The 16194-nt window shown below is 70.5% G+C and carries 17 protein-coding genes; 9 read left to right on the top strand and 8 right to left on the bottom strand.

Annotated elements, in window-relative coordinates; genetic code table 11:
* Positions 1-241: 241 nt before the first annotated feature.
* Complete coding sequence (locus tag AB0F03_RS30770) at positions 242-1444, bottom strand: MFS transporter (protein WP_361997782.1); 1203 nt, start codon at positions 1442-1444, stop codon at positions 242-244.
* A gap of 89 nt (positions 1445-1533) precedes the next feature.
* Between AB0F03_RS30770 and AB0F03_RS30775 the strand changes: the two genes are divergently transcribed.
* Positions 1534-2295: a DeoR/GlpR family DNA-binding transcription regulator gene (locus tag AB0F03_RS30775; RefSeq protein WP_361997784.1), complete on the top strand. Its 762-nt coding sequence runs from the start codon at positions 1534-1536 to the stop codon at positions 2293-2295.
* Between the two features lie 88 nt (positions 2296-2383).
* On the opposite strand, the gene AB0F03_RS30780 is transcribed toward AB0F03_RS30775, so the two are convergent.
* Positions 2384-2758, bottom strand: coding sequence for a nuclear transport factor 2 family protein (locus AB0F03_RS30780; protein WP_361997787.1), 375 nt, complete (start codon positions 2756-2758; stop codon positions 2384-2386).
* A 200-nt stretch (positions 2759-2958) separates the two neighbouring features.
* Between AB0F03_RS30780 and AB0F03_RS30785 the strand changes: the two genes are divergently transcribed.
* From AB0F03_RS30785 to AB0F03_RS30805, 5 genes are read left to right on the top strand one after another with little or no spacing between them, the layout of a single operon-like run.
* On the top strand, positions 2959-4326 hold the full coding sequence (locus AB0F03_RS30785) for a TrpB-like pyridoxal phosphate-dependent enzyme (protein WP_361997790.1): 1368 nt from the start codon (positions 2959-2961) through the stop codon (positions 4324-4326).
* Between the two features lie 13 nt (positions 4327-4339).
* Entirely contained in the window at positions 4340-6145 is a 1806-nt protein-coding gene (locus AB0F03_RS30790) for a gamma-glutamyltransferase family protein (RefSeq protein ID WP_361997793.1), read from the top strand.
* Between the two features lie 23 nt (positions 6146-6168).
* Positions 6169-6669: a VOC family protein gene (locus AB0F03_RS30795; protein ID WP_361997796.1), complete on the top strand. Its 501-nt coding sequence runs from the start codon at positions 6169-6171 to the stop codon at positions 6667-6669.
* A complete protein-coding gene (locus AB0F03_RS30800) occupies positions 6666-7658 on the top strand; it encodes an L-tyrosine 3-hydroxylase (protein ID WP_361997797.1) in 993 nt (330 codons plus the stop codon). The genes AB0F03_RS30795 and AB0F03_RS30800 overlap by 4 nt, the downstream gene beginning before the upstream one ends.
* A complete protein-coding gene (locus tag AB0F03_RS30805; RefSeq protein ID WP_361997799.1) occupies positions 7648-8850 on the top strand; it encodes an FAD-dependent oxidoreductase in 1203 nt (400 codons plus the stop codon). The genes AB0F03_RS30800 and AB0F03_RS30805 overlap by 11 nt, the downstream gene beginning before the upstream one ends.
* A gap of 58 nt (positions 8851-8908) precedes the next feature.
* Here AB0F03_RS30805 and AB0F03_RS30810 read toward each other — a convergent pair whose 3' ends face one another.
* The 4 genes from AB0F03_RS30810 to AB0F03_RS30825 are packed head-to-tail and all read right to left on the bottom strand — an operon-like array spanning position 8909 to position 11750.
* On the bottom strand, positions 8909-9394 hold the full coding sequence (locus AB0F03_RS30810) for a YbaK/EbsC family protein (protein WP_361997802.1): 486 nt from the start codon (positions 9392-9394) through the stop codon (positions 8909-8911).
* 1 nt (position 9395) lies between these two features.
* A complete protein-coding gene (locus AB0F03_RS30815) occupies positions 9396-9971 on the bottom strand; it encodes a flavin reductase family protein (RefSeq protein WP_361997804.1) in 576 nt (191 codons plus the stop codon).
* The gene (locus AB0F03_RS30820; protein ID WP_361997807.1) at positions 9958-10203 is read right to left on the bottom strand and encodes a hypothetical protein; all 246 of its coding nucleotides are present in this window, start codon (positions 10201-10203) and stop codon (positions 9958-9960) included. Before AB0F03_RS30820 ends, AB0F03_RS30815 begins: the two co-directional genes overlap by 14 nt.
* On the bottom strand, positions 10203-11750 hold the full coding sequence (locus AB0F03_RS30825) for a tryptophan halogenase family protein (RefSeq protein ID WP_361997810.1): 1548 nt from the start codon (positions 11748-11750) through the stop codon (positions 10203-10205). Before AB0F03_RS30825 ends, AB0F03_RS30820 begins: the two co-directional genes overlap by 1 nt.
* 227 nt (positions 11751-11977) lie before the next feature.
* Here AB0F03_RS30825 and AB0F03_RS30830 point away from each other — a divergent pair, with 227 nt between their 5' ends.
* On the top strand, positions 11978-12700 hold the full coding sequence (locus AB0F03_RS30830) for a response regulator transcription factor (RefSeq protein ID WP_361997811.1): 723 nt from the start codon (positions 11978-11980) through the stop codon (positions 12698-12700).
* Positions 12701-12732: 32 nt separating this feature from the next.
* Here the strand turns inward: AB0F03_RS30830 and AB0F03_RS30835 are convergent, their stop codons facing one another.
* Positions 12733-13332, bottom strand: coding sequence for a LysE family translocator (locus tag AB0F03_RS30835; RefSeq protein WP_361997916.1), 600 nt, complete (start codon positions 13330-13332; stop codon positions 12733-12735).
* A 481-nt stretch (positions 13333-13813) separates the two neighbouring features.
* Here AB0F03_RS30835 and AB0F03_RS30840 point away from each other — a divergent pair, with 481 nt between their 5' ends.
* Together AB0F03_RS30840 and AB0F03_RS30845 are read left to right on the top strand one after the other, a co-directional pair.
* Positions 13814-14623, top strand: a complete 810-nt coding sequence (locus AB0F03_RS30840; protein ID WP_361997814.1) for a formate/nitrite transporter family protein — start codon at positions 13814-13816, stop codon at positions 14621-14623.
* Positions 14624-14989: 366 nt separating this feature from the next.
* On the top strand, positions 14990-15175 hold the full coding sequence (locus tag AB0F03_RS30845; RefSeq protein WP_361997817.1) for a hotdog domain-containing protein: 186 nt from the start codon (positions 14990-14992) through the stop codon (positions 15173-15175).
* 92 nt (positions 15176-15267) lie between these two features.
* Here the strand turns inward: AB0F03_RS30845 and AB0F03_RS30850 are convergent, their stop codons facing one another.
* Complete coding sequence (locus tag AB0F03_RS30850) at positions 15268-16104, bottom strand: helix-turn-helix transcriptional regulator (protein WP_361997819.1); 837 nt, start codon at positions 16102-16104, stop codon at positions 15268-15270.
* Positions 16105-16194: the final 90 nt, after the last annotated feature.

Genomic DNA, 16194 nt, shown 5'->3' on the forward strand with positions numbered 1-16194 from the left:
CGTGGCCCAGGTATGCGGCGATGTCCTCGGCGCACCTCATCGGGACGGGCTGCCCGTCGGATGTTGGACGGCAAGGCGCACTCGGCGACGTCGCGCAGGGAGTGGGCGTAGGCGACCATCCGGTCGTCGACGCGTGACCAGCCGTCGATGCCGGTGAGGCGCAGTTCCTCGATCGTGTCGGCGTCGGCGTGCCGGGACCGCCGTCGCGGTAGGGCGGCCCCGGCAGGATCCTGAGGGGTGTTCAGCGGCCGCTTGCCGCCATCTCGCGCTCGCGGTCGGATTCGGTGCGCAGGGTCCCGGCGGCCACTGCGGTGATCGCACACAGCAGGGTCAGCAGTACGAAGGCGTGGTTCAGGGCGACGAGGTGGGTCAGCCAGCCGATGACCGCGGGACCGGCGAGCATGCCGACGTAGCCGAGCCCGGCGACGCGGGAGACGTTGGCCCCGGCAGCCGAGGGGTCGGCGTGCCCGGCCGCACTGAACAGCTGCGGGACACAGCCGGACAGCCCGAGACCGAACAGCGCCCAGCCTGCGAACGCCGCCCATATCCACACGGAGACGGTCACGACGGTGATGCCGGCAGCGGCCGTGGCCGCGCCGTAGCGCAGGATCGTCATGGATCCGAACCGGGCGACGAGGCGGTCGGTGAGCAGCCGGCCGATCGTCATGGCCGCCGCGAAGGTGCCGTACGCGAAAGCGGCCGTGCTCGCGGGTGCACCGACGATGTCCTTCAGGTGCAGCGTGCTCCAGTCGTTGGCGGCTCCCTCGCACAGCATGACCAGCAGAGCCAGGGTGGCGAGGAGCCGGATGCGTCCGCTGGTGCCGCGGCGGTCGGCGGCCTGAGCCTGCTCGGCCACCTCGACCGGGTCCGGCCCGGCAGCGGTGGGTGCGGCCGGCAGCAGGGCGCCCGCCGACACCAGGGCGACCACGATGCCAATACCTCCCATGGCGGCCATGCCTGCGGCCGGGCCCAGGCCGGCGCTCGCCGTGGCCGCTCCGACGAGCGAGGCGAGGACACCGCCGACCGAGAACGTGGCGTGGAAGGCCGACATGACGGGGCGGCCGTACGCCTTCTCCACGTGTACGGCGTGGGCATTCATGCTCACGTCCAGGCAGCCGTTGCAGAACCCGAAGGCCAGCAGGCCACCTGCCAGGGTCCACGGGTCCCGGGACAGGCCGGGCAGCGCGAGGGTCGCACTGCACAGCACGCCGGTGGCGGGGACGACGACGCGCGCTCCGAGCCGGTCCGTCAGACGCCCGGCCGCCTGCATGCCGATGAACGCCCCCACGCCCAGCAGCACGAGGAGACCCCCGAGCGTCGCGTGGCTGACGCCGACGCGCTCCTCGACGGCGGGGATGTGCACCACCCAGGTGCCCATCGCCGTGCCGCAAAGGATGAAGTAGACAAAGGTCGCCACTCGGGCATGTCGAAGCGCATTGCTCATGGTCGTCACCGTAACGAACATGGAATGTGATTGAATACTGTCGCTTCGCACATATTGCATGTTCGTTTCGAAGGGTGTTCCATCGCGGTATGAACAACGCGGACCGACACGGGATGATCGCGCAGGCTGTCAGGGAGTCGGGAAGGGTCACGGTCCAAGACCTCGTCCGACTGACCGGCGCCTCCGAGATGACCATCCGGCGCGATCTCGACGCGCTGGCCGCGCAAGGCGTCCTCGAGCGGGTCCGTGGCGGGGCGCGCACCCTGCTGCTCCGGGGCGACGAGCCGCCCTTCGCGCTGCGTGCGCACGAGGCCGTAGACGCCAAGCGCCGCATCGCCGCCGAAGTGTCCTCGCTCATCGCCGACGGGGAGACCGTCCTCCTCGACAGCGGCACCACCTGCCTGGAAATCGCCCACCTGCTGCGCCGGCGACCGGTCACCGTGATGCCCCTGTCCTTGCAGGCCGTCCACGTACTCGGCCAGGGCCCGGGGCGGGCGAGGCTGATGGTGCCCGGTGGGCAGCCTCGGGCCGCGGAGGGAGCCCTCACCGGCCCCCTCACCCTCGCTTCCCTGGCGGCACTGCGCTTCGACACTGCCGTCATGGGCTGCTGTGCCCTGAGCGCAGCCGAGGGGCTGACCGCCTACGACCTTGATGACGCGGCCGTGAAGAAGGCCGGCATCGCCTCCGCGCGCCGCGTCATCGTCGCAGCCGACGGCAGCAAGCTCGGCCACACCGCCTACGCCCACGTCGGCCCCGCCACACTCCTGCACGCCCTCGTCACCGACACCACGGCTCCCGCCGACGAGGTGACCGCGCTGGAGGGCGCCGGCACCGTCGTCAAGACTGTCTGACGAGGCTTCACCGCTCTCGGAGCGGCGCTGTAGGAGCAGTTGCTCCGCAGCGGGCCGTGCCCCGGCCGGATGCCCACGCGGACCGGTCCTACCGCTTCGCGGTGGTCTGGTGGGCGAGGAGCCGCCATGTGCCGTCGGCCCGGGTCCACACTCCGAGCGAGCGGTTGGCCAATTTCCTTCGTATTCCGCCGGCGGTCATGTCGACGCTCATTTCGCCGATCACCACGGCGGTGTCACCGGCCACCGTCACCTGCTCAATGAGGTGATCGATGCGGTGGTACGCGTAATAAGCACTCTCGCATTTCGCGACGAACGAATCGAGCGTATCCAGGGTCCCGCTCGAGTGGGTGTAGGCGAGATCGGGATGAGCGAGATCGGTGAAGGCCTGGAGGTCGCGTTCCACGAGGGTGTCGAAACGGAGCTTCTCCAGGTCGCGGATGACGTCCGCGTCGGTTGCGGTCACGGTGTTCCTCCACCTCGGGCTCCCGCGTCGTTCGCCGCCCCAGTCTGCACGTTCACCCGGCTGCCCGTCCTGCGTATTTCGGCCTAGTCCTATCTGCTGACCATCGTCCGGCCGAACAAGCAGAAAAGGCGACGCTGTCCGACTTTCTCCCTCCTAGGATTCCGTGGCAAGAATGTCCTGGCACTCGAAGGGAAGCCCCGATGGTGAAGCGAGTTCTGCTTTCCGAGACCGATCTGCCCGACCATTGGTACAACATCCTTCCCGATCTGCCCGCCCCGCTCCCCGGTCCGCTCAACCCACTGACCATGGCTCCGCTTCAGCCGGGTGATCTGGCCGATCTGCTTCCGCAGAAAGTCATCGAACACGAATTCACGCAGGAGCGCTGGGTGGAGATCCCGGACCGGGTGCGGGACGTGTACAAGATCTGGCGGCCCTCCCCGCTGGTCCGGGCCGAGCGTCTGGAACGCGCGCTCGACACTCCGGCGCACATCTACTTCAAGTTCGAGGGCGTGTCCCCATCGGGCTCGCACAAACCGAACACCGCCGTCGTCCAGGCGTACTACGCCGCCGAGGAGGGGGTCCGCCGGCTGACGACGGAGACCGGGGCGGGCCAGTGGGGCTCCGCGCTGTCGTTCGCCGGTGCGCTGTTCGGGCTGGAAGTGAACGTCTACATGGTCCGGGCGTCCTTCGAGCAGAAGCCCTACCGCAAGTCGCTGATGCGGAGCTGGGGCGCCGAGGTCTACTCCTCGCCCACGCAGCGGACCGAAGCCGGGCGCCAGATCCTGGCGAAGGACCCGGACTCGCCCGGCAGTATCGGCATCGCCATCAGTGAGGCCGTGGCCGACGCGCTGAGCCGGGACGACACCAAGTTCGCGCTGGGCTCCATCATGAACAACGTGCTGCTGCACCAGACCGTGATCGGTCTGGAGGCGAAGAAGCAGATGGAGATCATGGGGGAGTACCCCGACGTCGTGATCGGGTGCGTCGGCGGCGGCTCCAACTACGCCGGGCTCGCCTACCCGTTCATGCGGGACCGGCTCAGCGGCGAGCGCCCGCGGACCCGGTTCGTCGCCGCCGAACCCGATGCCTGCCCCACCCTCACCCGGGGCAAGCTGGCCTACGATTACCCGGACACCGCGGGCCTGACCCCGCCGTTGTACATGCACACCCTCGGGCACGACTTCATCCCCGGCTCCATCCACGCCGGCGGGCTGCGTTACCACGGTGACGCGCCCAGCCTGTGCCTGCTCAAGGAGCACGGTCTGCTGGAGGCCCGGGCGTTCCCGCAGACGGACGTCTTCGAAGCGGCGGTGAGCTTCGCGCGGAGCGAGGGCTTCGTCATAGCTCCCGAGTCGGCGCACGGGTTGAAGGCGGCGATCGTGGAAGCACTGGCCGCTCGCGAGGCCGGACAGGAGCGGGTCGTCCTGTTCAACATCTCCGGGCACGGCAATTTCGACCTGGCTGCCTTCGATTCCTTCCTGGCCGGCACGATGGAGAACCCGTCGGTCACGGACGAGCAGATCGCGGAGAGCCTGAGCGTCCTCCCGTCGCCCGCCTCGTCGGTCTGAGGGGGCTGCGGTGGTGACGACGCGTCCCGAGTTGCGGGGCACCTTCGGCGCGGTGTCCTCGACCCACTGGCTGGCATCGGCGGCAGGTATGGCCACGCTGGAGGCCGGCGGGAACGCCTTCGACGCCGCCGTCGCCGCCGGCTTCGTCCTCCAGGTGGTCGAACCTCATTTGAACGGGCCGGGCGGCGATGTGCCGATTCTCTTCTTCGAAGCCGCCTCGGGCCGCGCCCGGGTGATCTGCGGACAGGGCCCGATGCCGCAGGCGGCCACGCCAGCGGCGTTCCGGGCGCTCGGCCTGTCCCGGATACCCGGCTCGGGGGTGCTCCCGGCCACCGTCCCCGGAGCGTTCGGGGCCTGGCTGAAGGTGCTGGAAGAGCACGGCACGATGCGCCTCGGCCAGGTGCTCCACCACGCCATCGGCTACGCGGCGCACGGCTATCCGGTGCTGCCGAAGGCCGCCGAGGCCATCGCGGTCCTGGCGGAGCTGTTCCGTGGCGAGTGGGCGGAGTCCGGCCGCACCTACCTGGTGGACGGCGCACCGCCCCGACCACGTTCCCGGCTGCGCAACGTGGCCCTGGCCGAGACCTACCGGCGCATCCTCAAGGAGGCCGAAGCCGCCGGGCCCGGCCGTGAGCAGCAGATACGCGCTGCCCACCAGGCGTTCTACGGTGGCTTCGTCGCCGAGGCCATCGATGCCCATCTGCGTAGCACCGACGTACTGGACGCGACCGGACGGCGTCACCGGGGGCTGCTCACCGGGGACGACATGGCCCGCTGGCAGCCGCGCACGGAGGCCGCGGTGAGCCGCGACTACCGAGGTTGGGAGGTGCACAAGCCGGGCCCGTGGTCGCAGGGCCCGGTCTTCCTCCAGCAGCTCGCCCTGCTGGAGGGGTTCGACCTCGCGGCCATGGGCCTGGACAGCGCCGACCATCTGCACACCGTGATCGAGTGCGCCAAGCTGGCCTACGCGGACCGGGAAGCCTGGTACGGCGACCCGGACTTCACCGACGTGCCCCTGGCCGCGCTCCTGGCCGACGACTACACCGACGACCGTCGCCGGCTCGTCGGCGACCTGGCCTCCGACACCCTGCGCCCCGGCGCCCCCGCGGGCCGGCCGCCGCGCATCCTGCCGCCGGACCGGGCGGATCCACCCGTCGGCCCCCACTGGCAGGGGCAGTTGTACGACGGGCTGCCCACGGTGGTACCCCCTGTCGTGGCGGCGACCGAGGCACGCGGCGACACCTGCTGTCTGACGGTCACCGACCGGCACGGCAACATGGTGGCCGCCACCCCCAGCGGCGGCTGGCTGAAGAGTTCCCCCGTGATTCCCGGTCTCGGCTTCCCGCTGGGCACGCGGGGCCAGATGGCCTGGCTGGAGGAGGGACACCCCAACTCCCTGGCGCCGGGGAAGAGACCCCGCACCACGCTGAGCCCCACTCTCGTCACCCAGGAGGGCCGGGCCCGGCTGGCGTTCGGTACCCCGGGCGGCGACCAGCAGGACCAGTGGACGCTGGGCTTCTTCCTGGCGCACGTCGACTTCGGGCTCGATCTGCAACGCGCCGTCGAGACCCTCGCCTTCCACTCCGAGCATGTCCCGTCCTCGTTCACCCCGCGCACGCACCGGCCGCTCGCCGTACGGATCGAGAGCCGTCGATCGGACGAGGCCGCCTCGGGCCTGACCCGCCGCGGGCACGTTCTCGTGTCCGTTCCGGACTGGTCGCTGGGAAAGGTGTGCGCCGTGGGCGTCGAACCCGGCGACGGGCTGCTGCTCGCCGCTGCTTCGCCGCGCGGCGAGCAGGCGTACGCGATCGCTCGATGAACCCCTCGAAAGGATCCACATCCGTGTCTCTCCCCGCGGACGAAACGAAACCGCCCGGCCACCCCCCACGGGCCGCACTGCACCATCTGGCGGTCGAGACGGCCGACCTCGACAACTGCGTCGCGTGGTACACCGATTTCTTCGGCGGCACCGCCGCCTGGACCCTCGACACCTTCTCCGACCTGACCCGCGACCGGCTGCCCGGCATCACCCGGCTGACCGAGGTGACGGCCGCGGGTATCCGGTTCCACGTGTTCACCCGTTCGGCCGCCTACGCTCCGCCGCACCCGGACACGCTCCAGTTCCAGCACGTGTGCATGACCGCCGCGTCCGTCTCGGAACTGAAGCAGTGGCGGGACCGCTGGCAACAGCTGTTCGCCTCGGGCGGCTACGTCTTCGCCCGCCCGGAGCCTCCCACGGACATCGTCGTGGACGACGACGGGGTGAGCAGCTTCTACGCCTACGACGTCAACGGGCTGGAGTACGAGTTCACCCACATACCGGCGGAGGCCGAGGGCCGGTGAGCGCGCTGGACGCCAACTCGACCACCGGCCTGCTGGAAGCCTTCGTCCCCGAGTACGGTGGCCGAGCCTACGGGCTCGAACCCCTGATGCTGCCTCCCGACCCGGTGCACTGCAACGCCGACGGTCAGCTGACGCGACGGTACGCGGAGCTTCTCGGCCAGGGACCGGACCCGGGTGCCGAGTCCGCGAACGCCCCGGTTGCCGCCGACTCCGCGGAGCAGCTGTTCTGGTTCCGGTGGATCACCGGCCACCAAGTCACCTTCATGCTCTGGCAGGAGCTGGGACGGCGGGCCGCCGAGGCAGGCGTCGCCGCGCCGCCGGACGACGCGGCCGCCATGGCGCGCCTGGTACGCGGCTACTCCGCCATGCTGCTGTACACGGCCTCCTGCACGCGGGACGTCTACCTCCGGATCATCAGACCGAGCATGGCGCTGCACCATCCCGCCTTCAGCGGGGCCTGGGCCCGCGACTACGGGCCCGTGCGGGCACTGTTGCGGGGCCGGCTCCCCGCTGCCTGGGACGGCCGGTCCGACGCGCTCAGCGAGGAGTGCGCGCTCAACGAGAGGGTGCACGAGGGCATCGGCGCGAAGTTGGTGCCGAACGCCCCCTCGCTGCTCCAGTCGGCGACGGGCAACTGCCGTCCCCTGCCACGCGACGTCCGGGCGGCTCTGTTCGACACCTACTTCCTCACCCTTCGAGGACCGTGCGCCCCCGAGGAGGTCGCCGCACAACTCCTGCGCCGGCTACGCGCAGTGCGGGAGGACCTCGCGGCCAACGGGCTGTACCCGGCGTCCGCCTCCAGCCGGGCCGAGAAGCCGGAGGCACTGCGGGCGCCCCGGGTCGAGGAGATCGAGCCTGCCGTCCCGGAGCTCCTCGGGAACATCGCCCGCGACGTCGTACGGCATTCCTCCCCCGAATGCACCTTCCCCTCTCCCTCCACCCGCACGGTCGAGCACTCGATGGAAGGAAGCGGATGCCATGGCGCATGACGTGATCGTGGTCGGCGGTGGTATAGCGGGCTGTGCTGCCGCCGAGCGGCTGGCCGAGCGGGGGCTGAGCGTGCTCCTCCTGGAGCGCGGCGCCCTGGCCGGCGGGGCGACCGGCCGCAATCAGGGCGGTCTGCTGCCGAGCCCGTTGCCCGCCTGCGGTGGCCTGTTCGCCGAGGCGGTCGCCTACTACGCACAGGCCGACCGGGAGAGCGAGGTGCCCTTCCGGTTCCGTCCGCACGGCTATCTGCTGGTCGCGGCGGACGAAGACGGCATGGACCGGGCGCGAGGCCACGGCGAGGCGCTGTCCGAAGGCGGGTTCCCGGCCCATGGGATCGGCTCCCGTGAACTGCGGGAACTGGAGCCCGGGCTCGCCCCCGACCTGGCGGGCGCGGTGGTGGTCGAGGGAGCGCACGCCCTCCACCCGGTACTGGCGGCCGCGGCCCTGGCTGTCCGGGCCGCCCGTGCGGGCGCCGAGATCCGCACGCACACGCCGGTCCGGGGGCTCTTGACGGACGGCGAGCGGGTCACCGGTGTGGTCACCGACGGTGGCCCGCTGGCGGCGGGCGCGGTGGTCCTCGCGGCCGGACCGTGGTCGCGCAGCCTGGCCCAGCAGGCCGGCACCGATGTGCCGGTCTTCGGAGCACGTGGCTGGCTGCTGCGCACCGCGCCGGTCACGGGTGCGGTGTTCCGCCACACACTCATGCAGTCCACCTGGCACGGCCCGGTCGGACTGAAGCGCAACGGACCGCCGTTGCTGGCCGACGTCGCCGCTCCCGCGCCGGCGGGGGGCGCCCAGGTCGTCTTCTCGTTGCAGCCGTTGCCGAGCGGGGAGGTCGTGCTCGGCTCCAGCAGCGGCCCGGCGCTACAGCTCGACGACATACGGGACGGTGCGGAGGCGGTCCCGATGATCGCGGCGGCGGCGGTCCGGCACGCCCCGGTGCTGGCCAAGACACCGGTGCGCGCGGCGTGGTCGGGTGTGCGCCCGATGTCCCCCGACGGTCTGCCCGTCGTCGGCCCGGCGCCCGGCGCTCCGGGCCTGTGGCTGCTCACCGGCTTCGGTATCGACGGTATGCCGTTGGCGCCCGGGACGGCCAGACTGCTGGCGGAGTACCTGATGGCCGGGCGCTGTCCGGCGGGCGCCGAGCCGTTCGCCGCGGAGCGGTTCGACGGCCGGCGGGACCAGGACGGCTGACCCGGACACACGGAAGGCGGTGTGGCCCGGCTGTCCCGGCACACACCGCCTTCCCGGTTCACGAGGAGAGTTCCTCGATCCTCGGATTCACCACCTCGATCAGGCGCCCGGCCTCCATCCGTACGGTCCGGTCGGCACGTCCGCTGCCGCAGTACACGATGTCCATGCGCGTCACCGACACGTCAAAGACGATCACGGCGTCCGCCACGTCGCACACCGGGCTCGCGCCGCCCGGTTCCATGCCCAGCAGGCTCAGCTCCCCGGGCTCGGCCTGCCGGAGCTTGGAGCGGGACACGCCCGCCGCCCGGGCCAGCCGGCCGTAGTGGACGCGGCCGGTGACGGGCAGGGCGGCGAGCACGAAGCCGCCGTCGGCGGTCCTGAAGACCATGGTCTTCAATAACTGCTCGGTGGCGAGGCCGAGTTTGGTCTCGGCGTCCTGACGTCCCACGATGGGGACGTGGTCGAGGACCGTGAACGGCACTCCGGATCTGCGGAGCACCTCCTCGGGCGACAGGACACGGGTGGGCTCCACGGGCTGCGACATCTCACTCCTCGCCGGCTGGGGCCGGCCGGGACCGGCCGGGCTCCGCCACGCTACTGGCCGACGGCCATGCGGCGTACCGCCGCAACCCGTACAGCAGCGGGGCCCGGGCCGGTCCGGTGCCGACGCTCACCCGCGTCACACGGCCGAAGACCACGGTGTGGTCCCCGACCTGCCGCACGCTGTCCACCCGGCAGTCGCCCACGGCGTGCGCGGCGTCCCGCAGATGGGGGCCGGCCGCCGTGCCGGGCAGATGCCAGGCCGTCCGCCGGAAGCGGTCCGGGTCGCCGGAGGCGAACAGTTCCGCGACGTCCCGGGCGGAGTGATGCAGCAGGTTGACGCTGAACGCCCCGGTGCTCTCCAGTGCGTCCAGCGTGGGACTGCCGCTGCGCACGCACACCAGCAGTGTGGGCGGACTGAGGGAGACGCTGCACAGCGACGAGCAGGTCATGCCCCAGGGCCGGCCGGCCCTGTCGAGGGCCCCGATCACCGCAACGCCGGTGGGGAACAGGGACATCAGGGCCCTGAAGCCCTCCTCACCCGCAGTCGTGTCCTGAGTGGCCGTGTCAGACCCCGTCATGGAACGGCTCCTGGGACGCGGGCCGTGGCGGTGCTCCGGCGGCGGGGCACCCGATCGCGAGCACCGGCAGCGGGCCGGTGACGACCGTGATCACCGACGCCATCGGGACCGGGCCGTGCGCGATGTCCCCGGTGAGCGGTGGCCGGCGTACGGGCGTCGCCGTCCGGCGGGCCGGCCGGGCCACGGCCGGCGCCACGGACAGCGCCGCCAGGGACTGGGCGGCGACCATCATCAGCGCAGCCCAGAGAGGTACTCCACCTGGCTGGGCAGCGTCTCCACGAGCTTGCGCGCCTGTTGCCGTACCCGGGTCAGCTCGTGCCGTGCCGCGCGGGTGTCGACCAGGTCGAGCGCGGGCGGGTGACGCAGCGGCAGGCCGCCGAGCCCGAGGGCCATGCAGACGTAGCTGTAGGGCTCGAAGGCGTGGTAGTAGGGGTAGGTGGTGTTGTTGTCGGGGAGTCTGCTCGTCCACTGTTCCAGGCGCACCGCCATGTCGTCGGGCAGTGGGCGCTTCTTCGCGTCGCGCCAGTAGTCGTTGTCCACGCGGGCGGCACCCCGGTAGTGCAAAATCAGGAACTCACGGACGCCCTCGACCGCCCTGGCCGTGCTGAGGTTGTAGGTGTCGCGCAGCACCCGGTCGCGGTTCGTGCCGGGGAAGTACCTGACGAGCTGTTCGATCGCGTGCTGGATGAGGAAGATCCCGGTCGACTGGAGCGGTTCGACGAACCCGGCGGACAGCCCGATACCCACGCAGTTGTTGACCCAGGCCCGCTGGGAGCGGCCGATCCGCATGCGGATGTGGTTGGCTTCCAGGTCCGCCGCCGCCGGTCCGACGAAGTCACGCAGGAGGCGCTCCGCGTCCTCGGGTTCGCAGTAGTCGGCCGCGTAGACGTATCCGGTGCCGATCCTGTCGAGCAGCGGGATGGTCCAGATCCATCCCGCCTCCTGGGCGGTGGCCGTGGTGCACGGCCTGATGCCCTGTACGGCCGTGTCGACGGGGACCCGCAGGGCCACCGCGCGGTCGTTGGGGAGGGAGTCCTGGAAGGAGATGAACGGTTCCTCCAGGGCGTCGCCGAGCAGCCTGCTGCGGAATCCGGAGCAGTCGACGTAGAGGTCGGCGGTCAGGTCGCCGTGCTCCCGGGTGACGAGGTGGTCGATCCAGCCCTGCTCGTCGAGCCGTACGTCCACGACGTCGTCGATGATCCGGCGGACACCGCGCTCGACGGCGTAGCGGCTCAGGAAGTCGGCGAGGAGGGAGGCGTCGAAGTGGTACGCGTAGGGGAACTGGGTGTTCTGCTCGGCGAGCGTGGTCCGGTAGAGGGGACGGTGGGGGTCCTCGTCGAAATCCTGCTCGAACAGCCGGTGGTCCAGGTACCTGGGGGATGCCTTCGCGTCGCAGAGCCAGGGTATGAGGAAGCAGTCCCGGTCGAAGTGGTCCGTCTCGCCGACCTTCTGCCACCAGTCGGTGAGGGGCACCCCGTCGACGACCCGCATCCGTTCGAACGGATGGTAGAAGTACGTGCCAGGTGCGCGCCAGTTCTCCAGCCGTACCGCCAGTTTGTATGTGGCGTTGCATTCCGGCATCCAGTCGGCCTCGCTGAGACCGAGGTAGTCGAAGAAGTGGCGGACCGTGCTGAAGGTCGCCTCCCCGACCCCGATGGTACCGATCCGCCGGGACTCCACCACGGTGACGTCGACGCTGTCCGCGAAGGCCGCCCGTAGGTAGGAGGCGGTCATCCACCCAGCCGTTCCACCACCCAGGATCACCACGCTCTGTGTCATGTCGGGTGACCCTAGGCGCGAGCGCCGGGCGGCGTCTTCGGCAGATCGGACGGATCGCGGCAGGACATCGCGTCGAACGGACTAGGTCGAAGTAGCCAATTCCCGCCTTCATGCACTTGCCAATCGGATATGGCGAAAAAACGCGCACTCCGGACTGGGGGTGTGGGAGAGGATGACGCTTTGTTCGATTCGGTCCAAGGCTGCGGCTCGCGGCACAGGAGGGCCTCGTGCGTGACGCTCGAACCGACCGGAATCCAACATCGGACGGCCTGGACGGTGGCGAGAAGCGGGCGCCCCTGCGCATCTTCCTGATCGACGACTCCAGCCTCGTGCACGCCGGGCTCGTCGATGTTCTGCGGGCCTACCCCGACCTCACGCTCATCGGCAGCGCCCGGGACAGCGCGACGGCGCTCGAAGCCACTCTCGACTCGTCGTTGGACGTGCTCGTGATCAACACCGCCTGCCGGTCCATCGACGTGGTGCACCTGATGCACCGGGCCGCCCACTATGCCGGTGCCGGTGTCTCGCGCATGCTGCTGCTGAGTAATGACGCGAACAATCCCATCCACGCGGAAGCGGAGAAACTCGGTGCCGGGGGTCTGGTGCTGGCGTGGGAGGAGCCGGCATTCCTGGTGTCCGCCATAAGACTTGTCTCCGGGGGTTACCGCATCGGCGTACCCGAGCAGGGGGAGCCCGACCGCGCACCGTCCCGCAGACCGTCCGTCCACCATACGGCGCTCGACCTGCTCACACTCCGCGAGCGGCAGGTCCTCAAACTCCTGGCGCGCGGGCTGAAGAACGCGGAGATCGCCGGAGAACTGGTGGTCAGCGAGAGCACGGTCAAGACACACGTACAGAACGTGCTCATGAAGCTCGGCCTGCGGAACCGGGCCAGCGCGGTCGCGGTCGCGTACGAGTTAGGTCTCACCCGGGCCGAACGGGCCGGCTGACCCGGACGACCGCGCCGGCCCGCGTCCCCGATTCATTCCCGGCCGCTGAACGCGAGCCGGACCCCCAGGCCGACCATCGCGATGCCCGACGCCCCACCGATCCAGGACAACCGACGCGGTGAACCGGCAAGCCAGTTGCGGGCCGTTCCAGCGAGGAGGCCCCATGCCGCGTCCGAGATCAACGCGATCAGGACGCAGATCAGGCCGAGCAGCAACAACTGCACCTGTGCGTTTCCCGCCGACGCGTCGACGAACTGCGGCAGTACCGCGCCGAAGATCAGCAGTCCCTTGGGATTGCTGACCCCGACGATGAAGCCTTCCCGGAAGATCTGTCCCGGACGCGCCGACGCCGACACGTTCTGATCCTCCACCATCAGCAGCTTGCGTCGCCGCCAGGCCTGGACACCGAGATAGACGAGATAGAGCGCGCCGGTGAACTTCAGGACCGAGAAGATCAGCAGGGAGCGGGCAAGTACTTCCCCCAGCCCGAACGCCACCAGCACCACCTGAATGAGCAGCCCGGCCTCGTTCCCCACCGCCGTTGACACAGCGGCCTTTCGGCCCAGTGCCACCCCTCGGCTCACCACGAAAAGGACACTCGGCCCCGGCACGGCGATCAGCACGGTTACAATGGTCAGGAAGACAGTCAAACGCTCTGGTCCGATCACCTCCACAGAGTACGCACCACGGGTCCGACGTCTCCGCTGTTTCGGCCAACGCGGTGAGCGATGCCGGAACGGCCCGGCTCTCGACGGCCGGTTCCGCCTGCCCGCCCCGCTCGACAGCAACGCCGCCCCACACCGCGCCCGCGAGCCCGTCCGACTCCTGACAGCTCCAGCTGCGCGACCGGTACGTCGCTGTGTCGCTGCGTCGCTGCGGGGGGAAGGCGGGCGGCGGACGTGGCCGCGGGTCCGCCGCCGTCCCACCGTTCCGCTGTCGGCACCGCGTCTCGGCCCACGGGTGGGCGCAGCGATCGGGTCCGAAGTGCGGCCGGGTCGGACGGCGTGGGTGACGGCATCCGGGGACGGTCTCACGGAAGATCACTCCGGGACGCTCCGGTCTCATGACACCGGCGACGTGTTCCCGTGGTGACGTGAGACCGGAGGAACCGTGATGCAGCCGGATGACCCGATCATGCAGGGGCCTGGGGAGCGGCGGGTAGCCGAAGCGGCGCAACGGATCGTGGACGAGGGCCGGCCACGGTTGCACCGCACCTGGACGTCATTGGTGGCCACCTCGCTGCTGGGCGGTATCGATGTGGGTGTCGGTGTCATGACGCTGCTGTTCGTGCGGCAGGTGACCGGCAGTGAACTGCTGGCCGGGCTGGCCTTCTCCGTGGGGCTGATCGCTTTGCTGCTCGGTCACAGCGAGCTGTTCACGGAAGGCTTCCTGGTGCCCGTCGCCACCGTCATCGCCGGTGCCGCCTCCTGGCTCGACCTGGTACGGATGTGGGTGACGGTCCTGGTGATGAACCTGATCGGTGGATGGGTGTTCACCTGGCTGGTCATGCAGGCCTACCCGGACCTGCACCGCACCGCGGCCGCTTCGGGCGCGCATTTCGTCGACGGGGGCTACACGCTGGGCACCTTCTGCCTGGCCGTGCTGGGCGGCGGCGTCATCACGCTCATGACCCGTATGCATCACGGCACCGAGTCCATGGCCGGAAAGATCACCGCATCGATCACCACCGCGTTCGTCCTGGCCGGGCTCGGGTTGTGGCACTCGGTCCTGGACTCCCTGATCGCGTTCGCCGGCCTGCACACCGGCAGGACGTCCTACGGTTACACCGACTGGCTTCGGTGGCTGGCCTGGGCGGTGCTCGGCAACATCGTCGGGGGCCTCCTGCTGACGACGGGACTGCGCCTCGTGCGCAGTGCCCCGGTGCTGGGCAATGACAACCCCTCGATGAAAGCCGGCTCCTGACGTCCGCGGGACGGGCGTGACGCGCCCCGGCTCAGCCAGTCGGCGGCCGGCCACCGTCACAGGGAGCGGGGTGTTCCCTCCTCGGGCGCTCCCGGGGGTGCGGGTGGCGCCGGACTCAGGGTGATCCGGTGGTGGGCCAGGTGGCGCTGCCGTCGCGCAATCGCCCGGCCGAAGACCGTTCGGACGCCCCGGGCGGGGAAGTCGAAGCGCATGCCGAGCGGGGCGGCCGGTGGAGGGGATCTCGGTGGGGCGTTCGGTCCGAGGTCGCCCACGGCCGCGTCGTCATCTCCCTCGACACCGCCCCGACTTCGCCCACCCTTCGGCGCCGTCCACCGCGGCATCGCCGCCACCCTGCTCCACTCCGCCATGGGCTGCGCCGTCCACACCACCCTCCGCGTCGGCGCCGGCTACCCCACCCTCGAACTCAAGGGCAGCTACCTCCGCGCCGCCCGAACCGACGGCCGAACCCTCACCGCCGAGGGCACCGTCCTACACGCCGGCCGCCGTACCGTGACCGCCCAGGCAAGGCGCTCGACGACCGTGGCGAACTGATCACCCACGCCACCACCACCCGCCTGAACGACGCCGCGCAAGTCGTCGAGCGCCTGCAACAGGCGGACCAGGCGCGGCCGGTGGGCTTCCGGCTACATGGCTGCCTGGTTCGAGGTGGCGTGGAGGGAGCCGAGAAGGGCCAGGGCCCGGGCGTCGGGGCTGCCGGGTTCGGCTTGGTAGATGATGAGTTGCTGGCCCGGAGCGTCGCGTACGTCGAAGGCCTGGTAGGTGAGCGTCAGGGGCCCGACGTCCGGGTGGAGGAAGTACTTGGCGTCCTGGGTCTTGCCACGGACGGTGTGGGTGTTCCACAAGCGGGCGAAATCCGTGCTGTGCTCGGTGAGGACGCGGACGAGTTCCCGCAGCCGCGGGTTGTCCGGGTCAGGGCCGGCCGCCTGACGCAGGTGGCCCACGGTGGCCTGCGCCGTGTAGTCCCACCGGGTGTAGAACTGCCGGCCCGCCGGGTCGAGGAAGGTCATGCGGGCCAGGTTGTCCGCCCGCTCGAAGGATGAGTGCAGGGCCTCGGCCAGGGCGTTGCCCGCCAGGACGTCCAAGGTCCGGTTGATGACGAACGCCGGGGCGCCCGGGTAGCCGTCCATCAACTGGCGAAGGGCGGGACCGACGCGGTCCGTGGTGTGGGTGAACTGGTTGCTCGGCGCCGTCCCGGCCAGCTGGTGCAGGTGTGCCTGGGCATCGGGGCCCAGTCGCAGGGCGCGGCCGAGCGCGTCGAGCACTTGGGCCGAGGGGTGTCGTTCGCGCCCCTGTTCCAAGCGGGTGTAGTAGTCCGCGTTCACCCCGGCCAGGACCGCGACCTCTTCACGGCGCAGACCGGTGACCCTGCGCACGCCGTAGCTCGCCATGCCGACGTCCTGCGGCCGCAGGGCCGCCCTGCCCGCGCGTAGGAACTCTCCGAGGTGGTTGCTGTCGGTCATCTCCTCAGGCTAGGCCGCGGAGCGGTGTGTTGCCTGGGTGGCCTGCACCCAGGCAACACACGTCCTGGCCGGCGGTCTCCGCTCTGTCCA

The organism is Streptomyces sp. NPDC028722 (assembly GCF_040637655.1).
Taxonomy (GTDB): Bacteria; Actinomycetota; Actinomycetes; order Streptomycetales; family Streptomycetaceae; genus Streptomyces.